General features: G+C 72.6%; 22 protein-coding genes. 18 read left to right on the top strand and 4 right to left on the bottom strand.

Annotated features, from left to right (window positions below; all coding sequences use genetic code 11):
* Positions 1 to 24: 24 nt before the first annotated feature.
* The 5 genes from ACZ49B_RS07360 (at position 25) to glmM (ending at position 5,707) form a co-directional block, all read left to right on the top strand.
* Positions 25 to 1,644 carry an ABC-F family ATP-binding cassette domain-containing protein gene (locus ACZ49B_RS07360; RefSeq protein WP_468301456.1) on the top strand — a complete coding sequence of 540 codons (1,620 nt, stop codon included), beginning with the start codon at positions 25 to 27 and terminating at the stop codon, positions 1,642 to 1,644.
* Positions 1,645 to 1,682: 38 nt separating this feature from the next.
* Positions 1,683 to 2,981, top strand: coding sequence for a glycosyltransferase family 87 protein (locus tag ACZ49B_RS07355; RefSeq protein ID WP_468301453.1), 1,299 nt, complete (start codon positions 1,683 to 1,685; stop codon positions 2,979 to 2,981).
* A 232-nt stretch (positions 2,982 to 3,213) separates the two neighbouring features.
* On the top strand, positions 3,214 to 3,657 hold the full coding sequence (gene rplM, locus ACZ49B_RS07350) for a 50S ribosomal protein L13 (RefSeq protein WP_266664718.1): 444 nt from the start codon (positions 3,214 to 3,216) through the stop codon (positions 3,655 to 3,657).
* Positions 3,658 to 3,699: 42 nt separating this feature from the next.
* Complete coding sequence (rpsI, locus tag ACZ49B_RS07345; protein ID WP_030230680.1) at positions 3,700 to 4,215, top strand: 30S ribosomal protein S9; 516 nt, start codon at positions 3,700 to 3,702, stop codon at positions 4,213 to 4,215.
* 133 nt (positions 4,216 to 4,348) lie between these two features.
* On the top strand, positions 4,349 to 5,707 hold the full coding sequence (glmM, locus tag ACZ49B_RS07340; protein WP_468301449.1) for a phosphoglucosamine mutase: 1,359 nt from the start codon (positions 4,349 to 4,351) through the stop codon (positions 5,705 to 5,707).
* 86 nt (positions 5,708 to 5,793) lie between these two features.
* Here the strand turns inward: glmM and ACZ49B_RS07335 are convergent, their stop codons facing one another.
* Together ACZ49B_RS07335 and coaA are read right to left on the bottom strand one after the other, a co-directional pair.
* The gene (locus tag ACZ49B_RS07335; RefSeq protein WP_468301446.1) at positions 5,794 to 6,741 is read right to left on the bottom strand and encodes a DUF389 domain-containing protein; all 948 of its coding nucleotides are present in this window, start codon (positions 6,739 to 6,741) and stop codon (positions 5,794 to 5,796) included.
* A 25-nt stretch (positions 6,742 to 6,766) separates the two neighbouring features.
* Complete coding sequence (coaA, locus tag ACZ49B_RS07330) at positions 6,767 to 7,798, bottom strand: type I pantothenate kinase (protein ID WP_468301443.1); 1,032 nt, start codon at positions 7,796 to 7,798, stop codon at positions 6,767 to 6,769.
* A gap of 320 nt (positions 7,799 to 8,118) precedes the next feature.
* On the opposite strand from coaA, the gene ACZ49B_RS07325 reads away from it, so the two are divergent.
* From ACZ49B_RS07325 to ACZ49B_RS07290, 8 genes are all read left to right on the top strand, one after another.
* Complete coding sequence (locus tag ACZ49B_RS07325) at positions 8,119 to 8,889, top strand: hypothetical protein (protein WP_468301441.1); 771 nt, start codon at positions 8,119 to 8,121, stop codon at positions 8,887 to 8,889.
* A 131-nt stretch (positions 8,890 to 9,020) separates the two neighbouring features.
* Positions 9,021 to 10,868, top strand: a complete 1,848-nt coding sequence (gene glmS / locus ACZ49B_RS07320; protein ID WP_468301438.1) for a glutamine--fructose-6-phosphate transaminase (isomerizing) — start codon at positions 9,021 to 9,023, stop codon at positions 10,866 to 10,868.
* A gap of 31 nt (positions 10,869 to 10,899) precedes the next feature.
* Positions 10,900 to 11,268 (top strand): holo-ACP synthase, encoded by a 369-nt coding sequence (locus ACZ49B_RS07315; protein WP_468301435.1) that lies wholly within the window; start codon positions 10,900 to 10,902, stop codon positions 11,266 to 11,268.
* Positions 11,269 to 11,303: 35 nt separating this feature from the next.
* The gene (locus ACZ49B_RS07310) at positions 11,304 to 12,698 is read left to right on the top strand and encodes an NAD(P)H-hydrate dehydratase (RefSeq protein WP_468301433.1); all 1,395 of its coding nucleotides are present in this window, start codon (positions 11,304 to 11,306) and stop codon (positions 12,696 to 12,698) included.
* Between the two features lie 151 nt (positions 12,699 to 12,849).
* The gene (gene alr / locus ACZ49B_RS07305) at positions 12,850 to 13,986 is read left to right on the top strand and encodes an alanine racemase (protein ID WP_468301430.1); all 1,137 of its coding nucleotides are present in this window, start codon (positions 12,850 to 12,852) and stop codon (positions 13,984 to 13,986) included.
* A gap of 34 nt (positions 13,987 to 14,020) precedes the next feature.
* On the top strand, positions 14,021 to 15,247 hold the full coding sequence (locus ACZ49B_RS07300) for an alpha/beta fold hydrolase (RefSeq protein ID WP_468301427.1): 1,227 nt from the start codon (positions 14,021 to 14,023) through the stop codon (positions 15,245 to 15,247).
* A gap of 46 nt (positions 15,248 to 15,293) precedes the next feature.
* Positions 15,294 to 15,755, top strand: coding sequence for a tRNA (adenosine(37)-N6)-threonylcarbamoyltransferase complex ATPase subunit type 1 TsaE (gene tsaE / locus ACZ49B_RS07295; protein ID WP_468301424.1), 462 nt, complete (start codon positions 15,294 to 15,296; stop codon positions 15,753 to 15,755).
* A 137-nt stretch (positions 15,756 to 15,892) separates the two neighbouring features.
* Complete coding sequence (locus ACZ49B_RS07290; RefSeq protein ID WP_468301421.1) at positions 15,893 to 16,078, top strand: hypothetical protein; 186 nt, start codon at positions 15,893 to 15,895, stop codon at positions 16,076 to 16,078.
* Between the two features lie 85 nt (positions 16,079 to 16,163).
* On the opposite strand, the gene ACZ49B_RS07285 is transcribed toward ACZ49B_RS07290, so the two are convergent.
* Positions 16,164 to 16,724 carry a L,D-transpeptidase gene (locus ACZ49B_RS07285; RefSeq protein WP_468301418.1) on the bottom strand — a complete coding sequence of 187 codons (561 nt, stop codon included), beginning with the start codon at positions 16,722 to 16,724 and terminating at the stop codon, positions 16,164 to 16,166.
* 157 nt (positions 16,725 to 16,881) lie between these two features.
* On the opposite strand from ACZ49B_RS07285, the gene tsaB reads away from it, so the two are divergent.
* The 5 genes from tsaB (at position 16,882) to ACZ49B_RS07260 (ending at position 20,131) form a co-directional block, all read left to right on the top strand.
* The gene (gene tsaB / locus ACZ49B_RS07280) at positions 16,882 to 17,544 is read left to right on the top strand and encodes a tRNA (adenosine(37)-N6)-threonylcarbamoyltransferase complex dimerization subunit type 1 TsaB (protein ID WP_468301415.1); all 663 of its coding nucleotides are present in this window, start codon (positions 16,882 to 16,884) and stop codon (positions 17,542 to 17,544) included.
* Positions 17,541 to 18,062: a ribosomal protein S18-alanine N-acetyltransferase gene (gene rimI, locus ACZ49B_RS07275; RefSeq protein WP_468301412.1), complete on the top strand. Its 522-nt coding sequence runs from the start codon at positions 17,541 to 17,543 to the stop codon at positions 18,060 to 18,062. The genes tsaB and rimI overlap by 4 nt, the downstream gene beginning before the upstream one ends.
* A complete protein-coding gene (gene tsaD, locus ACZ49B_RS07270) occupies positions 18,055 to 19,161 on the top strand; it encodes a tRNA (adenosine(37)-N6)-threonylcarbamoyltransferase complex transferase subunit TsaD (RefSeq protein WP_468301409.1) in 1,107 nt (368 codons plus the stop codon). Before rimI ends, tsaD begins: the two co-directional genes overlap by 8 nt.
* Positions 19,161 to 19,433, top strand: coding sequence for a hypothetical protein (locus ACZ49B_RS07265; RefSeq protein ID WP_030298263.1), 273 nt, complete (start codon positions 19,161 to 19,163; stop codon positions 19,431 to 19,433). The genes tsaD and ACZ49B_RS07265 overlap by 1 nt, the downstream gene beginning before the upstream one ends.
* 65 nt (positions 19,434 to 19,498) lie before the next feature.
* Entirely contained in the window at positions 19,499 to 20,131 is a 633-nt protein-coding gene (locus ACZ49B_RS07260; RefSeq protein WP_468301406.1) for a hypothetical protein, read from the top strand.
* Here the strand turns inward: ACZ49B_RS07260 and ACZ49B_RS07255 are convergent.
* Positions 20,115 to 21,296: a THUMP-like domain-containing protein gene (locus ACZ49B_RS07255; RefSeq protein ID WP_468301403.1), complete on the bottom strand. Its 1,182-nt coding sequence runs from the start codon at positions 21,294 to 21,296 to the stop codon at positions 20,115 to 20,117. The two genes, ACZ49B_RS07260 and ACZ49B_RS07255, sit on opposite strands and share 17 nt — an antisense overlap.
* Positions 21,297 to 21,371 lie beyond the last annotated feature (75 nt).

The following is a 21,371-nucleotide window of genomic DNA, read 5'->3' as shown; positions in this document are numbered from 1 at the left end:
CGCCGGGCCTGGACAATGCCCCGCATGGGACATCTCGAAGCCAGCCACCTGGAGTACTACCTTCCCGACGGGCGGGTCCTGCTCCCCGACGTCTCCTTCCGCGTGGGGGAGGGGTCGGTCGTCGCCCTCGTCGGGGCGAACGGGGCCGGCAAGACCACCCTGCTGAAGCTGATCTCCGGTGACCTCCAGCCGCACGGCGGCGGGGTCACCGTCAGCGGCGGCCTCGGCGTGATGTCGCAGTTCGTGGGCTCCGTACGGGACGAGACGACCGTACGGGACCTGCTGGTCTCGGTGGCCCAGCCCCGGCTCCGGGCGGCCGCGAAGGCCGTCGACCACGCCGAGCACCTGATCATGACGGTGGACGACGAAGCCGCCCAGATGGCGTACGCGCAGGCGCTCAGCGACTGGGCCGACGTACAGGGCTACGAGGCGGAGACCCTGTGGGACGTCTGCACCATGGCCGCGCTGGCCGTCCCGTACGACGCCGCGCAGTTCCGCGAGGTGCGCACGCTGTCGGGCGGTGAGCAGAAGCGGCTGGTGCTCGAGGCGCTGCTGCGCGGACCGGACGAGGTGCTGCTGCTCGACGAGCCGGACAACTACCTGGACGTCCCGGGCAAGCGGTGGCTGGAGGAGCAGCTCAAGGCCACCCGCAAGACCGTGCTCTTCGTGTCGCACGACCGGGAGCTGCTGTCCACGGCCGCCGAGAAGATCATCAGCCTGGAGCCGAGCCCGATGGGCACGGACGTGTGGGTGCACGGCTCGGGCTTCGGCACGTACCACGAGGCCCGCAAGGAGCGCTTCGCGCGCTTCGAGGAGCTCAAGCGGCGCTGGGACGAGGAGCACGCCCGTCTGAAGGCGCTGGTCCTGCGGCTGCGCAACCAGGCGGCGAGCAGCCCCGACATGGCCTCGCGCTACCGGGCGATGCAGACGCGCTTCCAGAAGTTCGAGGAGGCGGGCCCGCCGCCGGAGCCGCCGCGCGAGCAGGACATCCGGATGCGCCTGAAGGGCGGCCGGACCGGCGTGCGCGCGCTGACCGTGGAGAACCTCGAGCTCACGGGCCTGATGAAGCCGTTCTCGCTGGAGGTCTTCTACGGGGAGCGGGTCGCGGTCCTCGGCTCGAACGGCTCCGGGAAGTCGCACTTCCTGCGGCTGCTGGCGGGCGAGGACGTCAAGCACACGGGCGACTTCAAGCTGGGTGCCCGCGTGGTGGCCGGACACTTCGCGCAGACCCACGCCCACCCGGAGCTGTTCGGCCGCACCCTGGTCGACATCCTGTGGACGGAGGCCGCGAAGCCGCTCGGCGCCGCCATGGGCGTCCTGCGCAGGTACGAGCTGGAGCGGCAGGGGGACCAGCCGTTCGAGAAGCTGTCGGGCGGCCAGCAGGCGCGTTTCCAGATCCTGCTGCTCGAGCTGGCGGGCACCACGGCGTTGCTGCTGGACGAGCCGACGGACAACCTGGACCTGGAGTCCGCGGAAGCGCTGCAGGACGGTCTGGAGTCGTACGAGGGCACTGTGCTGTGCGTCACGCACGACCGCTGGTTCGCGCGCACATTTGACCGTTTCCTGGTCTTCGGCTCGGACGGTGTTGTACGAGAGACTCAGGAACCCGTATGGGACGAACGTAGGGTCGAGCGGAAGCGCTAGGGGGAGACCGCCCCCGAGCGGGTCGATCGGGAGGCGTTGTGCGGCTGCGGCCTGGCACCTGGCTCAGGAGATGGGACGCCGCGGGGGGTCCGGCGTTCGGGCACCGGCTGGTGGTCTGGCTGCTCCGGCCGGCGTCCGGGGCCTGGCCGGCGGTGGCCCTGGCCGTGGTGCTCGGCATCTCGGTGTCCACGAGCCTGCGGGAGAACTGGGGCTCGGACAACGCCTTCGTGGTCAAGGCCGCCGAAACGCTGCTGGCCGGCGGGTCCCCGTACGAGGACGAGCGGTTCCTCTACCTCCCGAGCGCCGTGATCATGGCCGTCCCGGAGTCGCTGCTGCCGCAGCCGGTGCTGCGCTGGGTGCTTCCGCTGGCGATGTCCGCCCTGATCGCGATCGGCTGGTGGGCCGCGCTGCGGCTGTTCTCGGTGCCGCTGCGCTCCCGCTTCGCGGTCGGCGGGTTCGCGGCCCTGGCCCTGGCCTACAAGCCGTACGTGAACCTCGTGCTGATCGGCAACTGGACGGCCATCTCGGCGGCCGCGCTGCCCGTGGCGCTGTTGCTCGCGCAGCGGCGGTCCTGGGCCGCCGCCGGGCTGGTGGTGGGTCTGGCGATCGCCTGCAAGCCCATGCTGGTGCCGATCGGGCTGCTCTTCGTACTGGCCCGGCAGTGGCGGGGGCTGGCCGTGGCCGTGCTGGTGCCGCTCGGGGTGTCGCTGCTCGGGGCGCTGCTGATGCCGAGCCCGTCGCTGTTCTTCACCAAGACGCTGCCCTTCCTGCTCCAGGGGCAGGACTCGTACGCGCTGCCCTGGGACGCCTCGCCCATCGCGGTGCTGCCGCGGCTGGGGGTGCCGGAGCCGGTCGCGATGCTGCTCGCGGGGGCGGGAGCGCTGGGCGGGCTGGTCGCGGCGTGGCGGCGGTGGCGCCGTACGGACGGGCCCGCGGACGCTGACGGGGGCGAGCTGCGGCTCGTCGAGACGGCCTGCATGGTGATGCTCGCCGCATTCCTGGTCTCGCGGCCGTCCTTCGACCACTACCTGCTGGTGGTGCTTCCGCTGCTGCTGGCCTCGGCGGTGCGGCCGGGGTCGATGCCCCGCTCGCCCTGGTTCTGGCTGGCCCTGACGCCCCAGGTGGCGCTGGTGCCGTGGCCCTCGGAGCTGGCCCACAAGCGGCGCGCCTTCAAGGACTGCGCCGCCCTGTGCGGGCTCGCGATCCTGCTGGTGCGTCGTGCGCTGCGCTCCGGGCGGGTTACTCTGGAGCCCGTAACAACTGCGGGGTCCCCACTCAGGACCGAACCGGAGTGCGCCGCGACGCCAGCAGAATCGGCATCGCGGACCGCGTTTTGACCCGTACGGGTCTGCTTGGGTATCCTGCTGGTTTGTTATGCGTATTGGCTTGCTCATTCTCACGTGAAAGGGCCTTACGCCGGTCCACCGGGCCGATGACCAGCGGTTCACACGGGTTGCGTCCCCGATGTGAACGAGGGCTGTCGTGATCGTCCGTGGTGACCCTGTCAGGACCTTCCCGTTGGGGCTTGCGCCCTTGGGATACCACCACTGAAGAAGCGAAGGCATACGCGTGCGTACGTTCAGCCCCAAGCCCGGCGACATCTCGCGCCAGTGGCTCGTCATCGACGCCCAGGACGTTGTCCTCGGCCGTCTGGCGACCCAGGCCGCTGCCCTCCTGCGGGGCAAGCACAAGCCGACCTATGCGCCTCACATGGACATGGGCGACTTCGTCGTCATCATCAACGCCGACAAGGTGCACCTGTCCGGCAACAAGGCGACCCAGAAGATGGCGTACCGCCACTCCGGTTTCCCGGGCGGTCTGCGTTCCGTGCGCTACGACGACCTCCTGGCGAACAACCCGGAGAAGGCCGTCGAGAAGGCCGTCAAGGGCATGCTCCCCAAGAACACCCTGGGCCGTCAGATGCTCTCGAAGCTGAAGGTCTACTCGGGCGACCAGCACCCGCACGCTGCCCAGCAGCCGGTGCCGTTCGAGATCACCCAGGTCGCGCAGTAGTTCCGGCCACCCCCTAAGACGTAGAAAATTCTGAGGAGCATCGTGGCCGAGACCACCGCCGAGACCCCCGTCGAAGAGTTCGAGGGCGTCGAGGAGTACACCACCGAGTCTGAGGTCGTCGTCGAGGGCGACTACACCTCCGAGTCCCTTGCCGGCCGCTTCGGCGACCCGCAGCCGGCCGCCGGCCTGGGCCGTCGCAAGAACGCCATCGCCCGCGTCCGGATCGTTCCGGGCACCGGCAAGTGGAAGATCAACGGTCGCACCCTTGAGGACTACTTCCCCAACAAGGTGCACCAGCAGGAAGTCAACGAGCCCTTCAAGCTCCTCGAGCTTGACGGTCGCTACGACGTCATCGCCCGCATCGCGGGTGGCGGCGTCTCCGGTCAGGCCGGCGCCCTGCGCCTCGGCGTGGCCCGCGCCCTGAACGAGGCCGACGTCGACAACAACCGCCCGGCGCTGAAGAAGGCCGGCTTCCTCTCCCGCGACGACCGTGCGGTCGAGCGCAAGAAGGCCGGTCTCAAGAAGGCCCGTAAGGCCCCGCAGTACAGCAAGCGTTAATCTGCGCCTGCTGTTCAGCAACAACCGCCCCGGCAGCACTCTCTGTGCTGCCGGGGCGGTTCGTTTACCGCCACAAGCGGCAAATACTTGTCACAAGCGGTCACAAACGACGTGTGAACTCGGGAGGACAACAGTGGGACAACTCTTCGGGACGGACGGTGTACGCGGCGTCGCCAACGCGGATCTGACGGCTGAGCTCGCGCTCGGTCTCTCCGTGGCAGCTGCCCACGTACTCGCCGAGGCCGGCACCTTCGCGGGCCACCGGGCGACCGCGGTCGTCGGCCGCGACCCCCGCGCCTCCGGCGAATTCCTCGAGGCCGCGGTCGTCGCGGGCCTCGCGAGCGCGGGCGTGGACGTCCTGCGCGTCGGTGTGCTGCCCACCCCGGCGGTGGCGTATCTCACCGGTGCGCTGGGTGCCGACCTCGGCGTGATGCTCTCCGCCAGCCACAATGCGATGCCCGACAACGGCATCAAGTTCTTCGCCCGGGGCGGCCACAAGCTCGCCGACGAGCTCGAGGACCGCATCGAGGCCGTCTACGACGAGCACCGCACCGGGGCTCCCTGGGACCGGCCCACCGGCGCCGGCGTCGGCCGCGTCTCCGACTACGACGAGGGCTTCGACAAGTACGTCGCCCACCTCGTCGCAGTCCTCCCCAACCGCCTGGACGGGCTCAAGATCGTCCTGGACGAGGCGCACGGCGCCGCCGCCCGCGTCTCTCCCGAAGCCTTCACCCGGGCGGGTGCCGAGGTCGTCACCATCGGCGCCGCGCCGGACGGCCTCAACATCAACGACGGCTGCGGCTCCACGCACCTGGGCCTCCTCAAGCAGGCCGTGGTCGAGCACGGCGCCGACTTCGGCATCGCGCACGACGGCGACGCGGACCGCTGCCTCGCGGTCGACGGCTCCGGCGCGGAGATCGACGGCGACCAGATCCTCGCGGTGCTGGCCCTGGCCATGCGCGAGGCCGGCCAGCTGCGCGGGAACACCGTCGTCGGCACGGTGATGTCCAACCTCGGCTTCAAGCTGGCCATGGAGGGCGAGGGCATCCAGGTCGTGCAGACCGGCGTCGGCGACCGGTACGTGCTCGAGTCGATGAAGGAGCACGGCTACGCGCTCGGCGGCGAGCAGTCCGGCCACGTGATCATCCTCGACCACGCCACGACCGGCGACGGCACGCTCACCGGCCTGATGCTGGCGGCGCGCGTCGCCGCCACCGGCCGGTCGCTGGCCGACCTGGCGGGTGTCATGCAGCGGCTGCCGCAGGTGCTGATCAACGTCCCCGACGTGGACAGGTCCCGGGTGAGGACCTCCGCCGAGCTGGCCGCGGCCGTTGCCGACGCCGAGCGGGAGTTGGGCACCACCGGACGGGTGCTGCTCCGTCCGTCGGGTACCGAACCGCTCGTTCGGGTGATGGTCGAGGCCGCCGACATCGAGCAGGCCCGCGCGGTCGCCGGGCGGCTCGCGGACGTCGTGAAGTCGGCGCTCGGCTAGGCCCTGGATCCGGCCCTGCGGCTCGTACGTCGGCCCCGCCCATCCGTGGATTCCGGAGGGCGGGGCCGACGGCGTGACCGGGCCGCTCAGATCTTCGGCCGGCGGACCCAGCGGCCGCGCTGGGTCCGCCACAGCGCCTTCTGCCCGTACAGGGTCAGGACGCCCGCCAGCATGATCCCGCCCAGGTTCAGCAGCAGCTGCTCCGCCGACCCCCACATCTGGGAGAAGTCGCCGTAGCTGAGGGCCACGGCGGCGTTCGCACCGGCCGGGACGGTGGTCACGGAGATCGCGACACCGACCAGTGCCCCGGACTTCGCGGAGGTCAGGGACAGCACCCCCGCCACGCCCGCGAGCAGCGACACCACGAAGGAGAACGGGTCCGGCTGCCAGATGAAGCCGGTGTTCGGGCGGGGCCGCTCCAGCATCCCCTCCTGGAACTGCCCGATCGCGTCCATCCCCAGGCTGAAGACGGTCGTGGCGATGATCGCGGCGGCGAAACCGATCAGCAGTGCGCTGAGAGACCGCAGGGCGAGCCGCGGCGCCCGCTGCACCACCGCGGTGCAGACACCCGCGAGGGGGCCGAACTCCGGACCGACCGCCATGGCTCCCACGATCAGGATGGCGTTGTCGAGGACGACGCCACATGCCGCGATCATCGTCGCGAGGATCATGAAGGCGACGTACGTGATGGTGAGCGTGGACTCCTCGTGGGTGGCCTCCGTCAGCTGCTCCCACAGCACCGCGTCGGCGGCCTCGCCCGGGGCCTCCTCCTCGGCCGAGTCGGCGCGCCGGGACAGCGAGAGGTCGATGTTCTCGACGGCGATCGAGCCGTCCTGCTCGATGCCCAGTTCCCGGAGCTCGTTCAGCAGCTCGTCCCCCGCCTCGCGGGCGACGTCGCACAGCACGACGTCGCCCCGGGGTTCGCGGGCGACGCCCGGCAGTACGACCAGATGGGTGGTGCCGACCGTCGATTCGATGACCGTGACCACGGCCTCGGTCCGGTCGGCCGGAGTGATCAACCGAAGGTGCAGCATGGCCGCACCCTAGTGGGTTGCGGCGTCAGAGCTTGCGGAGACTGAGCTTCTGCACCTTGTGGTCCGGGCCCTTGCGTACGACGAGGGTCGCGCGGCCGCGGGTGGGGGCCACGTTCTCCAGGAGGTTGGGCTTGTTGATGGTGCGCCACATGGTCTGCGCGTACTCCATGGCCTCCTCCTCGGAGACCTGGGTGTACTTGCGGAAGTAGGAGAAAGGATTCTGGAAGGCGGTCTCGCGCAGCTTCCGGAACCGGTTGAGGTACCAGCGCTCGATGTCCTCGGGGCGGGCGTCCACGTACACGCTGAAGTCGAAGTAGTCGGCGAGGCCGACGCGCGTGCGGCCGTCCTTGCCGGGCAGGGCCGGCTGGAGGACGTTGAGCCCCTCGACGATCAGGATGTCCGGGCGGCGCACGACGAGCTGCTCGCCCGGGACGATGTCGTAGATCAGGTGCGAGTAGACGGGGGCCGTGACCTCGTCCTTGCCCGCCTTGATGTCCGCGACGAAACGGGTGAGCGCGCGGCGGTCGTACGACTCCGGGAAGCCCTTGCGGGAGGTGAGCCCGCGGCGCTGGAGCTCCTTCATCGGGTAGAGGAAGCCGTCGGTGGTGACCAGCTCCACGCGGGGGTGCTCGGGCCAGCGGGCGAGCAGGGCCTGGAGCAGACGGGCCACGGTGGACTTGCCGACGGCGACGGAGCCGGCGACCCCTATGACGAACGGGGTGCCCTGCTGGGCGCCGTGGCCGTTGCCGGCGTCGCCGAGGAAGGTGTTGAGGGTGCCGCGGAGGTTGCTCGTGGCGCCGACGTAGAGGTTGAGGAGGCGGGAGAGCGGGAGGTAGACGTCCCGGACCTCGTCGAGGTCGATGACGTCGCCGAGACCGCGCAGGCGCTCGACCTCGTCGGCGGTGAGGGGGAGCGGGGTGCGCTCGCGCAGGGCGCTCCACTCGTCGCGGGTGAGGTCGACGTACGGAGAGACCTCGGCCCGGCGGTGAGGTCGCTCGGGCCGGTCGGGGCGCTCCGTCGCGCTGTCCGGCGTGCTTCGTGGCGGCGAAGTGATCACAGGGCCATTGTCGTGGCTCGGGGCCGGTTGTGGGTGGTGTGGTCGGTCACGTGCCGGGGGCCCGGGGCCGTCGCAGCGGTGTCTGCGGGGTGTCGTGCAGTGGTTCCCGTGCAGGTCTCGAGCCGGCTGCGAGCCGGGCCGGGGCGGGGCTGGGGCCGGGGGCCGGAGCCGGGGTTCGGATCTCACCCCGATCACGATTGGCCGTATCCGGCGGAAGGTGGACGGGTCATGATCGGATCGCCCCTTAGATTTGCTGATCACTGCGGCTCGTCTTCTGCTGCCGCTGCTGTCGTTGTCGTGTGTTCTGGGGGAGATCCTTCGTGCGTAGCACCCTTGTCCGTCGTACCGTCCTGACTGCTTCCGCGGTGTCCCTGGCCCTGCTGGCCACCGCCTGCGGTTCCGACAAGGCGGACGACAAGAAGGCCGACGCCAAGCCGTCCGCCGCCGCGTCGTCCGCGGCCCCGGCCGCGAAGGGCAAGACGGACACCGAGCTGGCCGCCGTGATCGTGGCCCAGGCCGATCTGCCCGACCACCAGTTCAAGGCGGCCACTCCGGCCGAGGCCGCGGCGGGGGCCTCGGCCACCAGTGACAAGCCCCAGTGCGTGCCGCTGGTCAAGGCGCAGGCGATGGGCGCGGTCGGCACGGCCACCGGCACCGCGCGGACCAAGGTCGTCGCGAAGCCGAAGGAGCAGGCGGCGACCCAGAGCCCCGAGGACAAGCTGAAGGGCCTGATGGACGCCCTCGGCACGACCGCCACCGCCGTCACCCTCGCCTCGTACGACGGCAAGGGCGCGGAGGAGGCCTTCGCGAGCCTGAAGACCGCGGGCACCGCGTGCGCCGGCGGCTACACGGCGAGCGGTGAGGGCCAGGCCGGCAAGGTCACCAAGGTCGGCGCCGGAGCCCCCGTCACCGCGGGCGACGAGGCGCTCGCCTACACGGTCGAGGGCGACGCGGAGGGTGAGAAGTTCACGACGCAGCTCGTCGTCGTGCGCAAGGGCAACACCCTCGCGACCTTCTCGGCCCTGAGCCTGAGCGGTGCCGCCGAGCAGCCGAAGGCCGTCGTCCACGCGCAGGCGAAGAAGCTCGGCTGACACCTCGGCCGGCCCCGGGCCCGTAGGGCCTTCGAACAACGTCAATCCCGCTCCGGCGCATTCGCCGGGGCGGGTTTTTCGTCTTGTTCAGGTACGGGGCAGGCGGCTGACTTCCGCGTACGCTGCGCCGTATGTGCGGAATTGTGGGTTACGTGGGAGCGCAGTCGGCGCTCGATGTGGTCATCGCCGGACTCAAGCGGCTCGAGTACCGCGGCTACGACTCGGCGGGCGTCGCCGTGCTCGCCGACGGGGGGCTCGTCGCCGCCAAGAAGGCCGGGAAGCTGGTCAATCTGGAGAAGGAACTGGTCGGGCACCCGCTGCCGGCCGGTTCCACGGGACTCGGGCACACCCGCTGGGCCACCCACGGCGGGCCCACCGACGTCAACGCCCACCCGCACCTGGACAACGCGGGCCGGGTGGCCGTCGTGCACAACGGCATCATCGAGAACTTCGCCGCACTGCGCGCCGAACTGGCCGAGCGCGGGCACCGGCTGGAGTCCGAGACGGACACCGAGGTCGTCGCGCACCTGCTGGCGGAGCGGTTCGAGGCCTGCGGGGATCTCGCGGAGGCCATGCGGCAGGTGTGCCGGCGGCTCGAAGGCGCCTTCACGCTGGTCGCGGTGCACGCCGACGCGCCGGACGTGGTGGTCGGGGCGCGCCGGAACTCCCCCCTGGTGGTGGGCGTTGGGGAAGGTGAGAACTTCCTCGCCTCGGACGTGGCCGCGTTCATCGCCCACACCCGGTCCGCGATCGAGCTGGGGCAGGACCAGGTCGTCGAGCTCCGCCGCGAGGGGGTCACGGTGACCGACTTCGCCGGTGCGCCCGCGTCCGTGCGGGCGTACCACGTGGACTGGGACGCCTCGGCGGCCGAGAAGGCGGGCTATGACTACTTCATGCTCAAGGAGATCGCCGAGCAGCCGAAGGCCGTCGCCGACACCCTCCTGGGCAGGATCGACGCGAGCGGCTCGCTGACCCTGGACGAGGTGCGCATCCCCGTCTCGGTGCTCAGGGAGGTCGACAAGGTCGTGATCGTGGCGTGCGGTACGGCGTACCACGCGGGCATGATCGCGAAGCTGGCCATCGAGCACTGGACCCGCATCCCGTGCGAGACGGAGCTGGCGAGCGAGTTCCGCTACCGCGACCCGATCCTGGACCAGCGGACGCTGGTGGTCGCGATCTCGCAGAGCGGCGAGACCATGGACACCCTGATGGCGCTGCGGCACGCGCGCGAGCAGGGGGCCAAGGTGCTGGCCATCTGCAATACGAACGGGTCGACGATCCCGCGCGAATCGGATGCGGTGCTGTACACGCACGCCGGTCCCGAGGTGGCCGTCGCCTCGACCAAGGCGTTCCTGACGCAGCTGGTGGCCTGCTATCTGGTCGCGCTGTACCTCGGGCAGGTACGGGGTACGAAGTGGGGCGACGAGATCCAGGCGGTGATCCGCGAGCTGTCGGACATCGCCGCGGCCGTGGACACCGTGCTGGAGACCATGGAGCCGGTACGGGAGCTGGCGCGGTCGCTGGCGGACAAGGACACCGTGCTGTTCCTCGGGCGGCACGTCGGGTACCCGGTGGCCCTGGAGGGCGCGCTCAAGCTCAAGGAGCTGGCGTACATGCACGCCGAGGGCTTCGCGGCGGGCGAGCTCAAGCACGGCCCGATCGCGCTGATCGAGAAGGACCTGCCGGTGGTGGTGGTCGTGCCGTCGCCGCGCGGGCGCTCCGTGCTGCACGACAAGATCGTGTCGAACATCCAGGAGATCCGGGCGCGCGGGGCGCGGACCATCGTGATCGCGGAGGAGGGCGACGAGGCGGTCGTCCCGTACGCGGACCACCTGATCCGGATCCCGGCGACGCCGACGCTGCTGCAGCCGCTGGTGGCGACGGTGCCGCTGCAGGTCTTCGCGTGCGAGCTGGCGACGGCGCGGGGCAACGAGGTGGACCAGCCGCGTAATCTCGCGAAATCTGTGACGGTGGAGTGAGCGCAGCGAGTGAGCGAAGCGAGTTGGCGTTGTGATTATCGGTGTGGGGATCGATGTTGCCGAGATCGAGCGGTTCGGTGAGGCGCTGGCGCGCACTCCGAACATGGCCAAGCGGCTGTTTGTCGACTCCGAGTTGACGCTGCCGAGCGGCGAGCGGCGCGGGATCGCCTCGCTCGCCGCCCGGTTCGCGGCCAAGGAAGCCCTCGCCAAGGCGCTCGGCGCGCCCGGCGGGATGCTGTGGACCGACGCCGAGGTGTACGTGGAGGAGACGGGGCAGCCGCGGCTGCGGGTGTCGGGGACGGTCGAGGCCAGGGCGCTGGCGCTGGGCGTGAAGTCCTGGCACATCTCCCTGAGCCACGACGCGGGCGTCGCCTCCGCCGTGGTGATCGCCGAGGGATAGGGCCGGCTCCTCGGGGTTTCGGGCAGGCTGGTGCCATGCGTACTGCTTACAGCGTGGAGACCGTACGGGCCGCCGAGCGGGAGTTGATGGCCCGGCTGCCGGAGGGCGCCCTGATGCAGCGCGCGGCGGCCGGGCTGGCCGCCGTGTGCGCGGGCCTGCTGCGCCGCGTGTACGGGGCGCGTGTCGTCCTGCTCGTCGGACCCGGGGACAACGGCGGCGACGCGCTCTACGCGGGCGCCCGGCTGGCCCGGCGCGGCGCCGGCGTGACGGCGGTGCCGATGGATCCGGAACGGGTGCACGCGGGCGGGCTGCGGGCGCTGCTGGCCGCCGGGGGCCGGCTCGCGCAGGGCGTTCCCGGGCGGGCGGACCTCGTACTGGACGGGCTCGTCGGCATCGGCGGGCGCGGCGGGCTGCGGCCGGCCGCGGCGGCGCTGGTGGAGCAGATCCCGGCCGGTGCGGTCGTGGTCGCTGTGGACCTGCCGAGCGGGGTCGACGCGGACACCGGGGAGGTGGCCGGGCCGGCCGTCCGGGCCGACGTCACGGTGACCTTCGGGGCGTACAAGCCGGGGCTGCTGATCGACCCGGGGGCTTCGCGCACGGGCGCGGTGCGGCTGGTGGACATCGGGCTGTCGCTGCCGGAGCCGGATGCCGAGGCGTTGCAGCACGCCGACGTCGCGGGGCTGCTGCCGGTGCCGACGGCGTCGAGCGACAAGTACCGCCGGGGCGTGGTCGGCATCGTCGCCGGGTCGGTGCAGTACCCGGGCGCGGCGGTGCTCGCCGTCGCGGGGGCGCTGCGGGGCGGCGCGGGCGCCGTGCGGTACGTCGGGCCGGCGGCGGACGCGGTGCTGGCGCGGTACCCCGAGACGCTGATCGGGCGGGGCCGGGTGCAGGCGTGGGTGGTCGGTCCGGGGCTCGGCGAGGGCCGGGCGGCGGAGGTCGCGCACGCCCTGGCGGACCCGGTCCCGGTGCTGGTGGACGCGGACGGGCTGCGCGGGCTGGACCCGGCGGTGCTGCGGGCCCGGCCGGCCGAGACGCTGCTGACCCCGCACGCGGGGGAGGCGGCGGCGCTGCTGGGGGTGTCCCGGGAGGCGGTGGAGTCGGCCCTTCTGTCCTCCGTACGGTCGCTGGCGGAGCGGTACGGGGCGACGGCCCTGCTGAAGGGCTCGACGACGCTGGTGTCCCGCGGCGACGGCCCGGTCCGGGCCAACCCGACGGGAACCGCGTGGTTGGCGACGGCCGGCAGCGGCGACGTCCTGTCGGGCCTGGCCGGCTCCCTGCTGGCCTCGGGCCTGCCGGCGCTCGACGCCGCTTCGGTCGCGGCGTACCTCCACGGCCTGGCGGGGCGCCGGGCCGCCTCCGGAGCCCCGCTCCTCGCCCAGCAGATCGCGGAGTCCCTCCCGCAGGCCTGGCGCAGCATCCGGAACCCGTGACGGCCCGGCCCCCGGCCCGCCCCGCGCCGTGGGGTCGGTATGCGGCCCGCCGGCACGCCGGCGTGCTCCCAACGGGGGTGAAATACACCGAAATGCGGGACGGGGACGGCGGTCGCGCGGGCCACAGCCGGGCTCTGAGAGACTGGGGGCGATGAACGAGACACCGACGCGCGTGTACGCCGAGATCGATCTTGACGCCGTACGGGCGAACGTACGCGCACTGCGCGAGCGGGCACCCGGGGCCGAGTTGATGGCCGTCGTCAAGGCGGACGCCTACGGCCACGGCGCGATCCCGTGCGCCCGCGCGGCCCAGGAGGCCGGTGCCACCTGGCTCGGGACCGCCACCCCCGAGGAGGCGCTCGCGCTGCGCGCCGCCGGGATCGGCGGGCCGGTCATGTGCTGGCTGTGGACCCCCGGCGGGCCCTGGCAGGCGGCCGTCGAGGCCGACCTGGACATCTCCGTCAGCGGGATGTGGGCCCTCGACGAGGTGCGCAAGGCCGCGCACGCCGCCGGCCGCCGGGCCAGGATCCAGCTCAAGGCCGACACCGGCCTCGGCCGCAACGGCTGCCAGCCCGCCGACTGGGCCGAGCTCGTCGGCGCGGCCGTCGCCGCCCAGGCCGAGGGCACCGTCAAGATCACCGGCGTCTGGTCCCACTTCGCCTGCGCCGACGAACCCGGCCACCCCTCCATCGCGCTCCAGCTGACGGCCTTCCGCGACATGCTGGCGTACGCCGAGAAGGAGGGGGTCGAGCCGGAGGTCCGGCACATCGCCAACTCTCCCGCGACGCTGACGCTGCCCGAGAGCCACTACGACCTCGTGCGCTGCGGCATCGCCGTCTACGGCGTGTCCCCCGCCCCCGAGCTCGGCACCTCCCAGGAGCTGGGCCTGCGGCCCGCCATGACCCTCAAGGCCTCCGTGGCGCTGGTCAAGGCGGTGCCCCCGGGCCACGGGGTGAGCTACGGCCACCACTACGTCACCGAGGACGAGACGAACCTCGCCCTCATCCCCGCCGGGTACGCCGACGGCATCCCCCGGCACGCCTCCGGCCGCGGTCCGGTCTTCGTCGGCGGGAAGGTCCGCCGCGTCGCCGGGCGCGTCGCCATGGACCAGTTCGTCGTCGACCTGGGCGGTGACCTCGTACGGGCCGGGGACGAGGCCGTCATCTTCGGCAGCGGCGAGCACGGCGAACCGACCGCCGAGGACTGGGCTCGGGCAGCAGACACCATCGCCTATGAGATCGTCACCCGTATCGGGGTGCGCGTTCCTCGGGTCTACCTGGGCGGCTGAGGCTGAGTGAGGACGGCGTGAGCGTGAGGACGGCGTGAGCGAGAACTGGCGCAAAGCCGGCTGGGCCGGCGCCGCGATCGGCGTGATAGCCGCAGGCGCGGCGGCCGGCGTCGCGGTCGAACGGATCACGGTCGGGCGCGGCATGCGCCGCAAGGCCCGCCTCGCGCTCGACGCCACCGGGGACTACGGCTCCCTGCGCGGGACCGCCGGAGCCTGCTACGCCGAAGACGGCACCGAGATCTACTACGAGGTCGACGAGCCGTCCGAGGGCCCGAAGAAGCGGCCCCGGCTGCGCCGCAAGGAACCGGCCGCCCCGACCGTCGTGTTCTGCCACGGCTACTGCCTCGGCCAGGACTCCTGGCACTTCCAGCGCGCCGCCCTGCGCGGACTGGTCCGTGCCGTGTACTGGGACCAGCGCAGCCACGGCCGCAGCGCGCGCGGGTTCTCCCAGGCCGACGGCGAGCGCGTGACCATCGACCAGCTCGGCCGCGACCTGAAGGCCGTCATCGAGGCCGCCGCGCCCGAGGGCCCGCTGATCCTCGTCGGCCACTCGATGGGCGGCATGACGATCATGGCGCTGGCCGAGCAGTTCCCCGAGCTCATCCGCGACCGGGTGATCGGCGTCGCCCTCGTCGGCACCTCCAGCGGGCACCTCGATCAGGTGACGTACGGGCTGCCCTCGGTCGGCATGGGGGCCGTTCGCCGCATCCTGCCGCCCGTGCTCCGGGTGCTCGGCTCGCAGGTGGAGCTGGTGGAGAAGGGGCGGCGGGCCACCGCCGACCTCTTCGCGGGCATGATCAAGATGTACTCGTTCGGCGTCCCCCGCGAGGTGGACCCGGCCGTCGCGCGCTTCGCCGAGCGGCTCATCGAGGCCACCCCGATCGACGTGGTCGCCGAGTTCTACCCGGCCTTCCAGATCCACGACAAGAGCGCCGCCCTCCAGCGGTTCGCCGACATCCCCGTCACCGTCATCGCCGGCGCCCGCGACATGGTCACCCCGGCCGCGCACAGCCAGGCCATCAAGGACGCGCTGCCGGCCGCGGAGCTCGTGGTCCTGGAGTCCGCCGGGCACCTGATGATGCTGGAGCAGCCCGAGACGGTGACCGGGCTGCTCACCGACCTGCTGGCGCGCACCGGTGCGGTGCCCGCAGCGACTAACGTTGGCGGGCATGGAAGAAGTACCGCTGGAAGCGCGAGCGCCACGCAGTCAGGAAGCGCGGCGTCAGACACCGCAGCATCAGGCACCGCAGCAGGCAGCTGAGGCGGCCGGCGCCGAGGCGCGCATCACCGTCGACTCGCCCGGGGCCATGCAGGAGCTGGGCCGCACCCTCGCCGGCCTGCTCCGCCCCGGCGACCTCGTCCTGCTGACCGGAGAGCTCGGCGCGGGCAAGACCACGCTGACCCGGGGCCTGGGCGAGGGGCTGGGCGTACGGGGCGCCGTGACCTCGCCGACGTTCGTGATCGCCCGGGTGCACCCCTCGCTGCGCGGCGGGCCGGCGCTGGTGCACGTGGACGCGTACCGGCTCGGCGGCGGGCTGGACGAGATGGAGGACCTGGACCTCGACGTCTCGCTGCCCGAGTCCGTGGTCGTCGTGGAGTGGGGCGACGGCAAGGTCGAGGAGCTCTCCGACGACCGGCTGCACGTGGTGATCGCCCGGGCGGTCGGCCACGAGGAGGTCCTGGACGACGTGCGGGAGGTTTCGGTGCGCGGCATCGGGTCACGCTGGTCCGGGCCGGGCGCGCTGGCGGCGCTGGCCCCGGTGCGATAGGGCCGGCAGCTCCGCGGGAAAACGTACCGACAACTCGTCGGCAAGATATTGCGCCGATGGAGTCGCGCGTGGTGACATGGTACGGAGGGCTGGTTAGGCCTGCCTAAGTACGGGCCGGCCCGGGCCAGGAGGCAGCCATGTCCGCAGCAGGAGTGCAGCGCGACCCCCGCTCGTCCGTCGTGTCCATGGGGGCGCTGCTCGCCGCGGGCGCGGCCGCCACGGCGGTCTCCACGCCACCCGTGCGGGAGCACGCCCCCGACGCGCCTGAAGGCACCGGGGCCGACGTACGCGAACAGGCCGCCCCGGAGTCCGAGGCGGCCTGAGAGGTCCGCAAGGCGCGGCAGCCCGCACGTCCGGTAGCCCGTACGGGTGAATCCGTGGCGGGCTCCCCGGCCGGGAGGCAGGGCGTCAGGGGAGGACGACGACCTTCGAGTTGATCGTCGCGAAGGCCCACATCGCATCGCCGTCGGCCCGCGTCATGCGGATGCCGCCGGTCTTCTTGTTCGGGTCGGGCTCCGGCGTCTGGCCGTCCACCCGGGAGCTGAACCCGACCACCACGCCGTCCGCCGTGGCGAACCGTACGACGTGCTCGATCGGGACCCCGTCCGAGCCGGTGACCGCGCCCGAGCGCGAGTTCACCAGGTACGTGCCCGGCTTCGGGTGCGCCGTGCTCGGCTTGACGGGGAACGACTTCGGCTCCTGCCCGTTCTCGCCGACCAGCCACACCCGCTGCATGCTCACCGAGTACACGACGCGCGAGCCCGTGCCCGAGCCGGCGGGCAGGGCCACCGGCTTCGCCGGGTCGGCCGTGTGGGCGGAGGGGACCGGGGAGGGCGCCGCGGCCGGCGGGGCGGCCGCCTGCGCGGGGTGCGCGGGCGCGGTCGCAGAGGCCTGGTAACCGAGGAAGCCGACGGCGGCGAGCGCCGCCACGGTGAGCCCGGCCACGATTCCCGAGCTGCTGCGTGCCACCTTGCTCCACCTCTCCCGTGCTTCCCCTGTGCCGGGGCGCCGCCGGGCACACGTGCCCCGGCGCGGACCTCGGCCGATACCTGGGTCGAAGGTAGCAGCCGGGGTGCCCCGCGACCGGCCGCGAGGGCCCGGGCCCCCGGAGTCGTAGGCTGTTCGCGTGCTCTTGCTCGCTGTAGATACCGCCACGCCCGCCGTCACCGTCGCCCTGCACGACGGCGAGTCCGTCCTCGCCGAGTCGAACCAGGTCGACGCCCGCCGCCACGGGGAGCTCCTGCTGCCCTCCGTCGACAAGGTCCTCGCCGAGGCCGGGCTGAAGCTCGACGCCCTCACGGGCATCGTCGTCGGCGTCGGACCCGGCCCCTACACCGGGCTGCGCGTCGGCCTCGTCACCGCCTCCACCTTCGCCACCGTGCTCGGCATCCCCGTGCACGGCCTGTGCACCCTCGACGGCCTCGCGTACGCCGCGGGCGCCGCCGGGATCGAGGGCCCCTTCACCGTCGCCACCGACGCGCGGCGCAAGGAGGTCTACTGGGCCCGGTACGAGGACCCGCGCACGCGCGTCGGCGAGCCCGCCGTGGACCGCCCGGCCGACATCGCCGAGCAGGTCGCCGGCCTGCCCGCGGTGGGCCAGGGCGCGCTGCTGTACCCGGACGTCTTCACCGACGCGCGGGCCCCCGAGCACCAGAGCGCGGGCGCCCTCGCCGCCCTGGCGGTGGAACGGCTCGCGGCCGGGGCCGAGTTCCTGCCTCCGACGCCGCTGTACCTGCGCCGGCCCGACGCGCAGGTGCCGAAGAACTACAAGGTGGTCACCCCGCAGTGACGGCAGTGACCGCAGTACTGCGCGAGATGCGCTGGTGGGACATCGAGCCGGTGCTGGAACTGGAACACGAGCTGTTCCCCGAGGACGCCTGGTCCGCGGGCATGTTCTGGTCCGAGCTCGCCCACGCCCGCGGCCCGCACGCCACCCGCCGCTACGTGGTGGCGGAAGAGCCCGGGTCCGGCCGTCTCGTCGGCTACGCCGGGCTGGCCGCCGCCGGGGACCTGGCCGACGTACAGACCATCGCGGCCGCACGCGACCAGTGGGGGACCGGGCTCGGCGCCCGGCTCCTCACCGACCTGCTGCGCGCCGCCACCGCGTTCGAGTGCGCCGAGGTGCTGCTGGAGGTACGGGTGGACAACACCCGGGCCCAGAAGCTCTACGAGCGCTTCGGCTTCGAGCCGATCGGCTTCCGGCGGGGCTACTACCAGCCCGGCAACGTGGACGCGCTCGTGATGCGCCTGACCGACCCCGCACAAGCAACGACTGAGAGCACTGAGAGCAGTGAGAGCAATGGCTGACGAACCGCTCGTCCTCGGCATCGAGACCTCCTGCGACGAGACCGGCGTCGGCGTCGTCCGCGGCACCACCCTGCTGGCGGACGCGATCGCGTCCAGCGTCGACGAACACGCGCGCTTCGGCGGCGTCGTGCCCGAGGTGGCCTCCCGGGCGCACCTGGAGGCGATGGTCCCCACCATCGAGCGCGCCCTGAAGGAGGCCGGGGTCAGCGCCCGTGACCTCGACGGCATCGCCGTCACCGCGGGTCCCGGCCTCGCGGGCGCCCTGCTGGTGGGCGTCTCGGCGGCCAAGGCGTACGCGTACGCGCTCGGCAAGCCGCTGTACGGGGTGAACCACCTGGCCTCGCACATCTGCGTCGACCAGCTGGAGCACGGGCCGCTGCCGGAGCCGACCATGGCGCTGCTGGTGTCCGGCGGGCACTCCTCGCTGCTGCTCGCCCCGGACATCACCTCCGACGTACGGCCGCTGGGCGCGACCATCGACGACGCGGCGGGCGAGGCCTTCGACAAGATCGCGCGCGTGTTGCAGCTGGGCTTCCCCGGCGGCCCGGTCATCGACCGGCTGGCGCGCGAGGGCGACCCCAAGGCGATCAACTTCCCGCGCGGGCTGACGGGGCCGCGCGACGCGGCGTACGACTTCTCCTTCTCCGGGCTCAAGACGGCGGTCGCCCGCTGGATCGAGGCGAAGCGGAACGCGGGCGAGGAGGTGCCGGTGCGCGATGTGGCGGCGTCCTTCCAGGAGGCCGTGGTGGACGTGCTGACCCGCAAGGCGATCCGCGCGTGCAAGGACGAGGGCGTCGACCACCTGATGATCGGCGGCGGTGTGGCGGCCAACTCCCGGCTGCGGTCGCTGGCGCAGGAGCGGTGCGACGACGCGGGGATCATCCTGCGCGTGCCGCGGCCGAAGCTGTGCACGGACAACGGTGCGATGGTGGCGGCGCTGGGCGCGGAGATGGTCAAGCGGAACCGGCCGGCCTCGGACTGGGACCTGTCGGCGGACTCCTCTCTGCCGGTGACGGACCCGCACGTCCCGGGCACCGCTCACGCGCACTCCCACGACCACGACCACGTGCACGAGTTGAGCAAGGGCAACCTGTACTGATGGGCACCGTCGCGCTGATGTGGGAGGCCCGGGCCGCCGCCGGGCGGGGCAACGAGCTTCTGGAGTGGGCCCGTTCGCAGGTGTTGGCGCGCGAGCCGGTGCGCCGCGAGCTGCTGCGGGCCCCGCAGGACCGGGTGCTGGTCGTCACCTGGTGGGAGGCGGCCGAGGGTGTGGCGGCGGAGCTGCCCGAACTCCCGGAGCCCGCCGCCGATCTGATCACCCGTCCGGTGCACCGCTGGCGGTTCGAGTCGGTGGAGACCACCGGCAGTTGACACGCCGGGGCCTCTCGAGCGGCTCCGGACCGGACTTGTGGCCGGGTGCCGATATCGTCATGTGCATGCCTCGTCGTGACCTGCCGCCTCCGCCGCCTCCCGCCCACCTGCGCGCCTGGCTGGACGAGAGCACCGTCCGGGCCGACCGGGCGCGGTTCCTGCAGGACCTGCGCCGGCGCAGCTTGGGCCTCGGCCGGTTGCTGCTGCTCTGGACCGTCGCCGCGGTCTTCGCGCTCGGCTGGTCCTTCGTCGGCATGGCCCTGATGTCCTTCGAGGTGCCCGGCGACCCGTTCGCGTACGTTTTCGGCCTCATCTTCGCCCTGCTCGGCGCGGGCGTGCTGATCCCGGCGGGGTTCTGGTTCGCCCGCGGCGCCAAGCGCGACCGCCGGGTGCGCCAACTGCTGTGCGCATGGGCCGAGTCGGACCGCGATCCGGCCGCCGACGCCCGCCTCCGCGCCCCCGGACTGAGCCTGACGTGGCTGCTGGCCTCCTTCGCGCTGGGCGCGTTCGGGCTGTACGTGACCTTCGGGTCCGCGGCGGCGGCCCGGCCGGGCGAGTCGACGTACGGCGAGGTCACGTACTTCATGGGCCTCGGCATGATCCTGTGGATCACGGGTCTGCTGGGCGTCGGCAAGGCGGGCGCGCACTACCGGTGGGCGGTGCGCGCCTTCCGCGGCGGCGCTACCGCGGTGCGCTGACCGGCGAGCCGATCAGCATCGAGGGGGCGCCCGCGACCCGGGTCAGGAAGACGGTCGCGGAGTGCGGGCCCTGCGGCTTGACCTTCTTGCGCAGCTCCTCGGGTTCGATGGCCGAACCGCGCTTCTTCACGGTCAGGATGCCCACCTCGCGCTCGCGCAGCAGCGCCTTGAGCTTCTTGAGGCCGAAGGGCAGCACGTCGGTGATCTCGTACGCGGTGGCGTACGGCGTCGCGCGCAGCTCGTCGGCGGTGACGTACGCGATGGTCGGGTCGATGAGCCGGCCGGCCAGCTGCTCGGCGACCTCGGCGACGAGGTGGGCGCGGATCACGGCGCCGTCGGGCTCGTAGAGGTAGCGGCCGACCGGCCCGGCCTCGGGATCGGGCAGCGGATCGGCGGTGTGCAGGGAGCGCGGGCCGGGCAGCAGGGTGGCGCGGACGGTGCCGGGCGCGGTCCCGAACCACAGCACGGCCTCCTTCACGTCGCCCTGGTCCGAGATCCACTCGGCCTCGGCCTCCGGCGGCACGGCCTCGTGCGGGATCCCGGGGGCGATCTTGACGGCGGCGTACTTGGCCGTACGGGCGGCCTCGACGGCCCAGGACAGCGGCGGCGAGTAGCTTTCCGGATCGAAGATCCGGCCGCGGCCGCCGCGCCGGGCGGGGTCGAGGAAGACGGCGTCGCACCCGGAGGTGTCGACGTCGGTCACGTCCGCCTCACGGATCTCGATGAGCTCCGTGAGCCCCAGGGCCTCGGCGTTGGCGCGGGCGACGGCGACGGTCAGCGGGTCGCGGTCCACGGCCAGCACGCGGATGCCGAGCCGGGCCAGGGCGAGGGCGTCCCCGCCGATGCCGCAGCACAGGTCGGCGACGCTGCGTACGCCGAGTTCCGCGAGCCGCTCGGCGCGGTACGAGGCCACCGAGGCGCGGGTGGCCATCTCGCCGCCGCCGGGCGTGAAGTACATCCGGAACGCGTCCTCGGCGCCGAACTTCGCCACCGCGCGCTGCCGCAGCCGGGCCTGCCCGAGCGCGGCGGAGACCAGTGCGGCGGGGTGCTCGCGGCGCAGCCGGGTGGCGACGGCGAGTTCCTGGGACGGGTCGTGGTCGCGCAGCGAGTCGAGGAGGGCGCGGCCCTCGGGGGTGAGGAGCGCGGCGAAGTCTTCGGGGGTCACCGGTTCATTGTCGGTCAGTGTGGGCCACTCGATGGAAGGTCGTCTTCCGTACGCGGTGTCGGCGGGGCGGCGTGC

The sequence above is a fragment of the Streptomyces sp. NPDC031132 genome (assembly GCF_055570595.1).
The sequence above is the reverse complement of the archived record's forward strand: the minus strand, read 5'-3'. Positions and strand labels throughout refer to the sequence as shown.

What these genes read in the sequence shown, in the direction of transcription:
- ACZ49B_RS07290 (WP_468301421.1), top strand. Translation starts at nt 15,893, where the DNA reads ATGTCCGCAGCAGGAGTGCAGCGCGACCCCCGCTCGTCCGTCGTGTCC.
- ACZ49B_RS07260 (WP_468301406.1), top strand. Translation starts at nt 19,499, where the DNA reads ATGCCTCGTCGTGACCTGCCGCCTCCGCCGCCTCCCGCCCACCTGCGC.
- tsaE (WP_468301424.1), top strand. Translation starts at nt 15,294, where the DNA reads ATGCAGGAGCTGGGCCGCACCCTCGCCGGCCTGCTCCGCCCCGGCGAC.
- glmS (WP_468301438.1), top strand. Translation starts at nt 9,021, where the DNA reads ATGTGCGGAATTGTGGGTTACGTGGGAGCGCAGTCGGCGCTCGATGTG.
- ACZ49B_RS07335 (WP_468301446.1), bottom strand. Translation starts at nt 6,741, where the DNA reads ATGCTGCACCTTCGGTTGATCACTCCGGCCGACCGGACCGAGGCCGTG.
- alr (WP_468301430.1), top strand. Translation starts at nt 12,850, where the DNA reads ATGAACGAGACACCGACGCGCGTGTACGCCGAGATCGATCTTGACGCC.
- ACZ49B_RS07360 (WP_468301456.1), top strand. Translation starts at nt 25, where the DNA reads ATGGGACATCTCGAAGCCAGCCACCTGGAGTACTACCTTCCCGACGGG.
- tsaD (WP_468301409.1), top strand. Translation starts at nt 18,055, where the DNA reads ATGGCTGACGAACCGCTCGTCCTCGGCATCGAGACCTCCTGCGACGAG.
- ACZ49B_RS07265 (WP_030298263.1), top strand. Translation starts at nt 19,161, where the DNA reads ATGGGCACCGTCGCGCTGATGTGGGAGGCCCGGGCCGCCGCCGGGCGG.
- ACZ49B_RS07310 (WP_468301433.1), top strand. Translation starts at nt 11,304, where the DNA reads ATGCGTACTGCTTACAGCGTGGAGACCGTACGGGCCGCCGAGCGGGAG.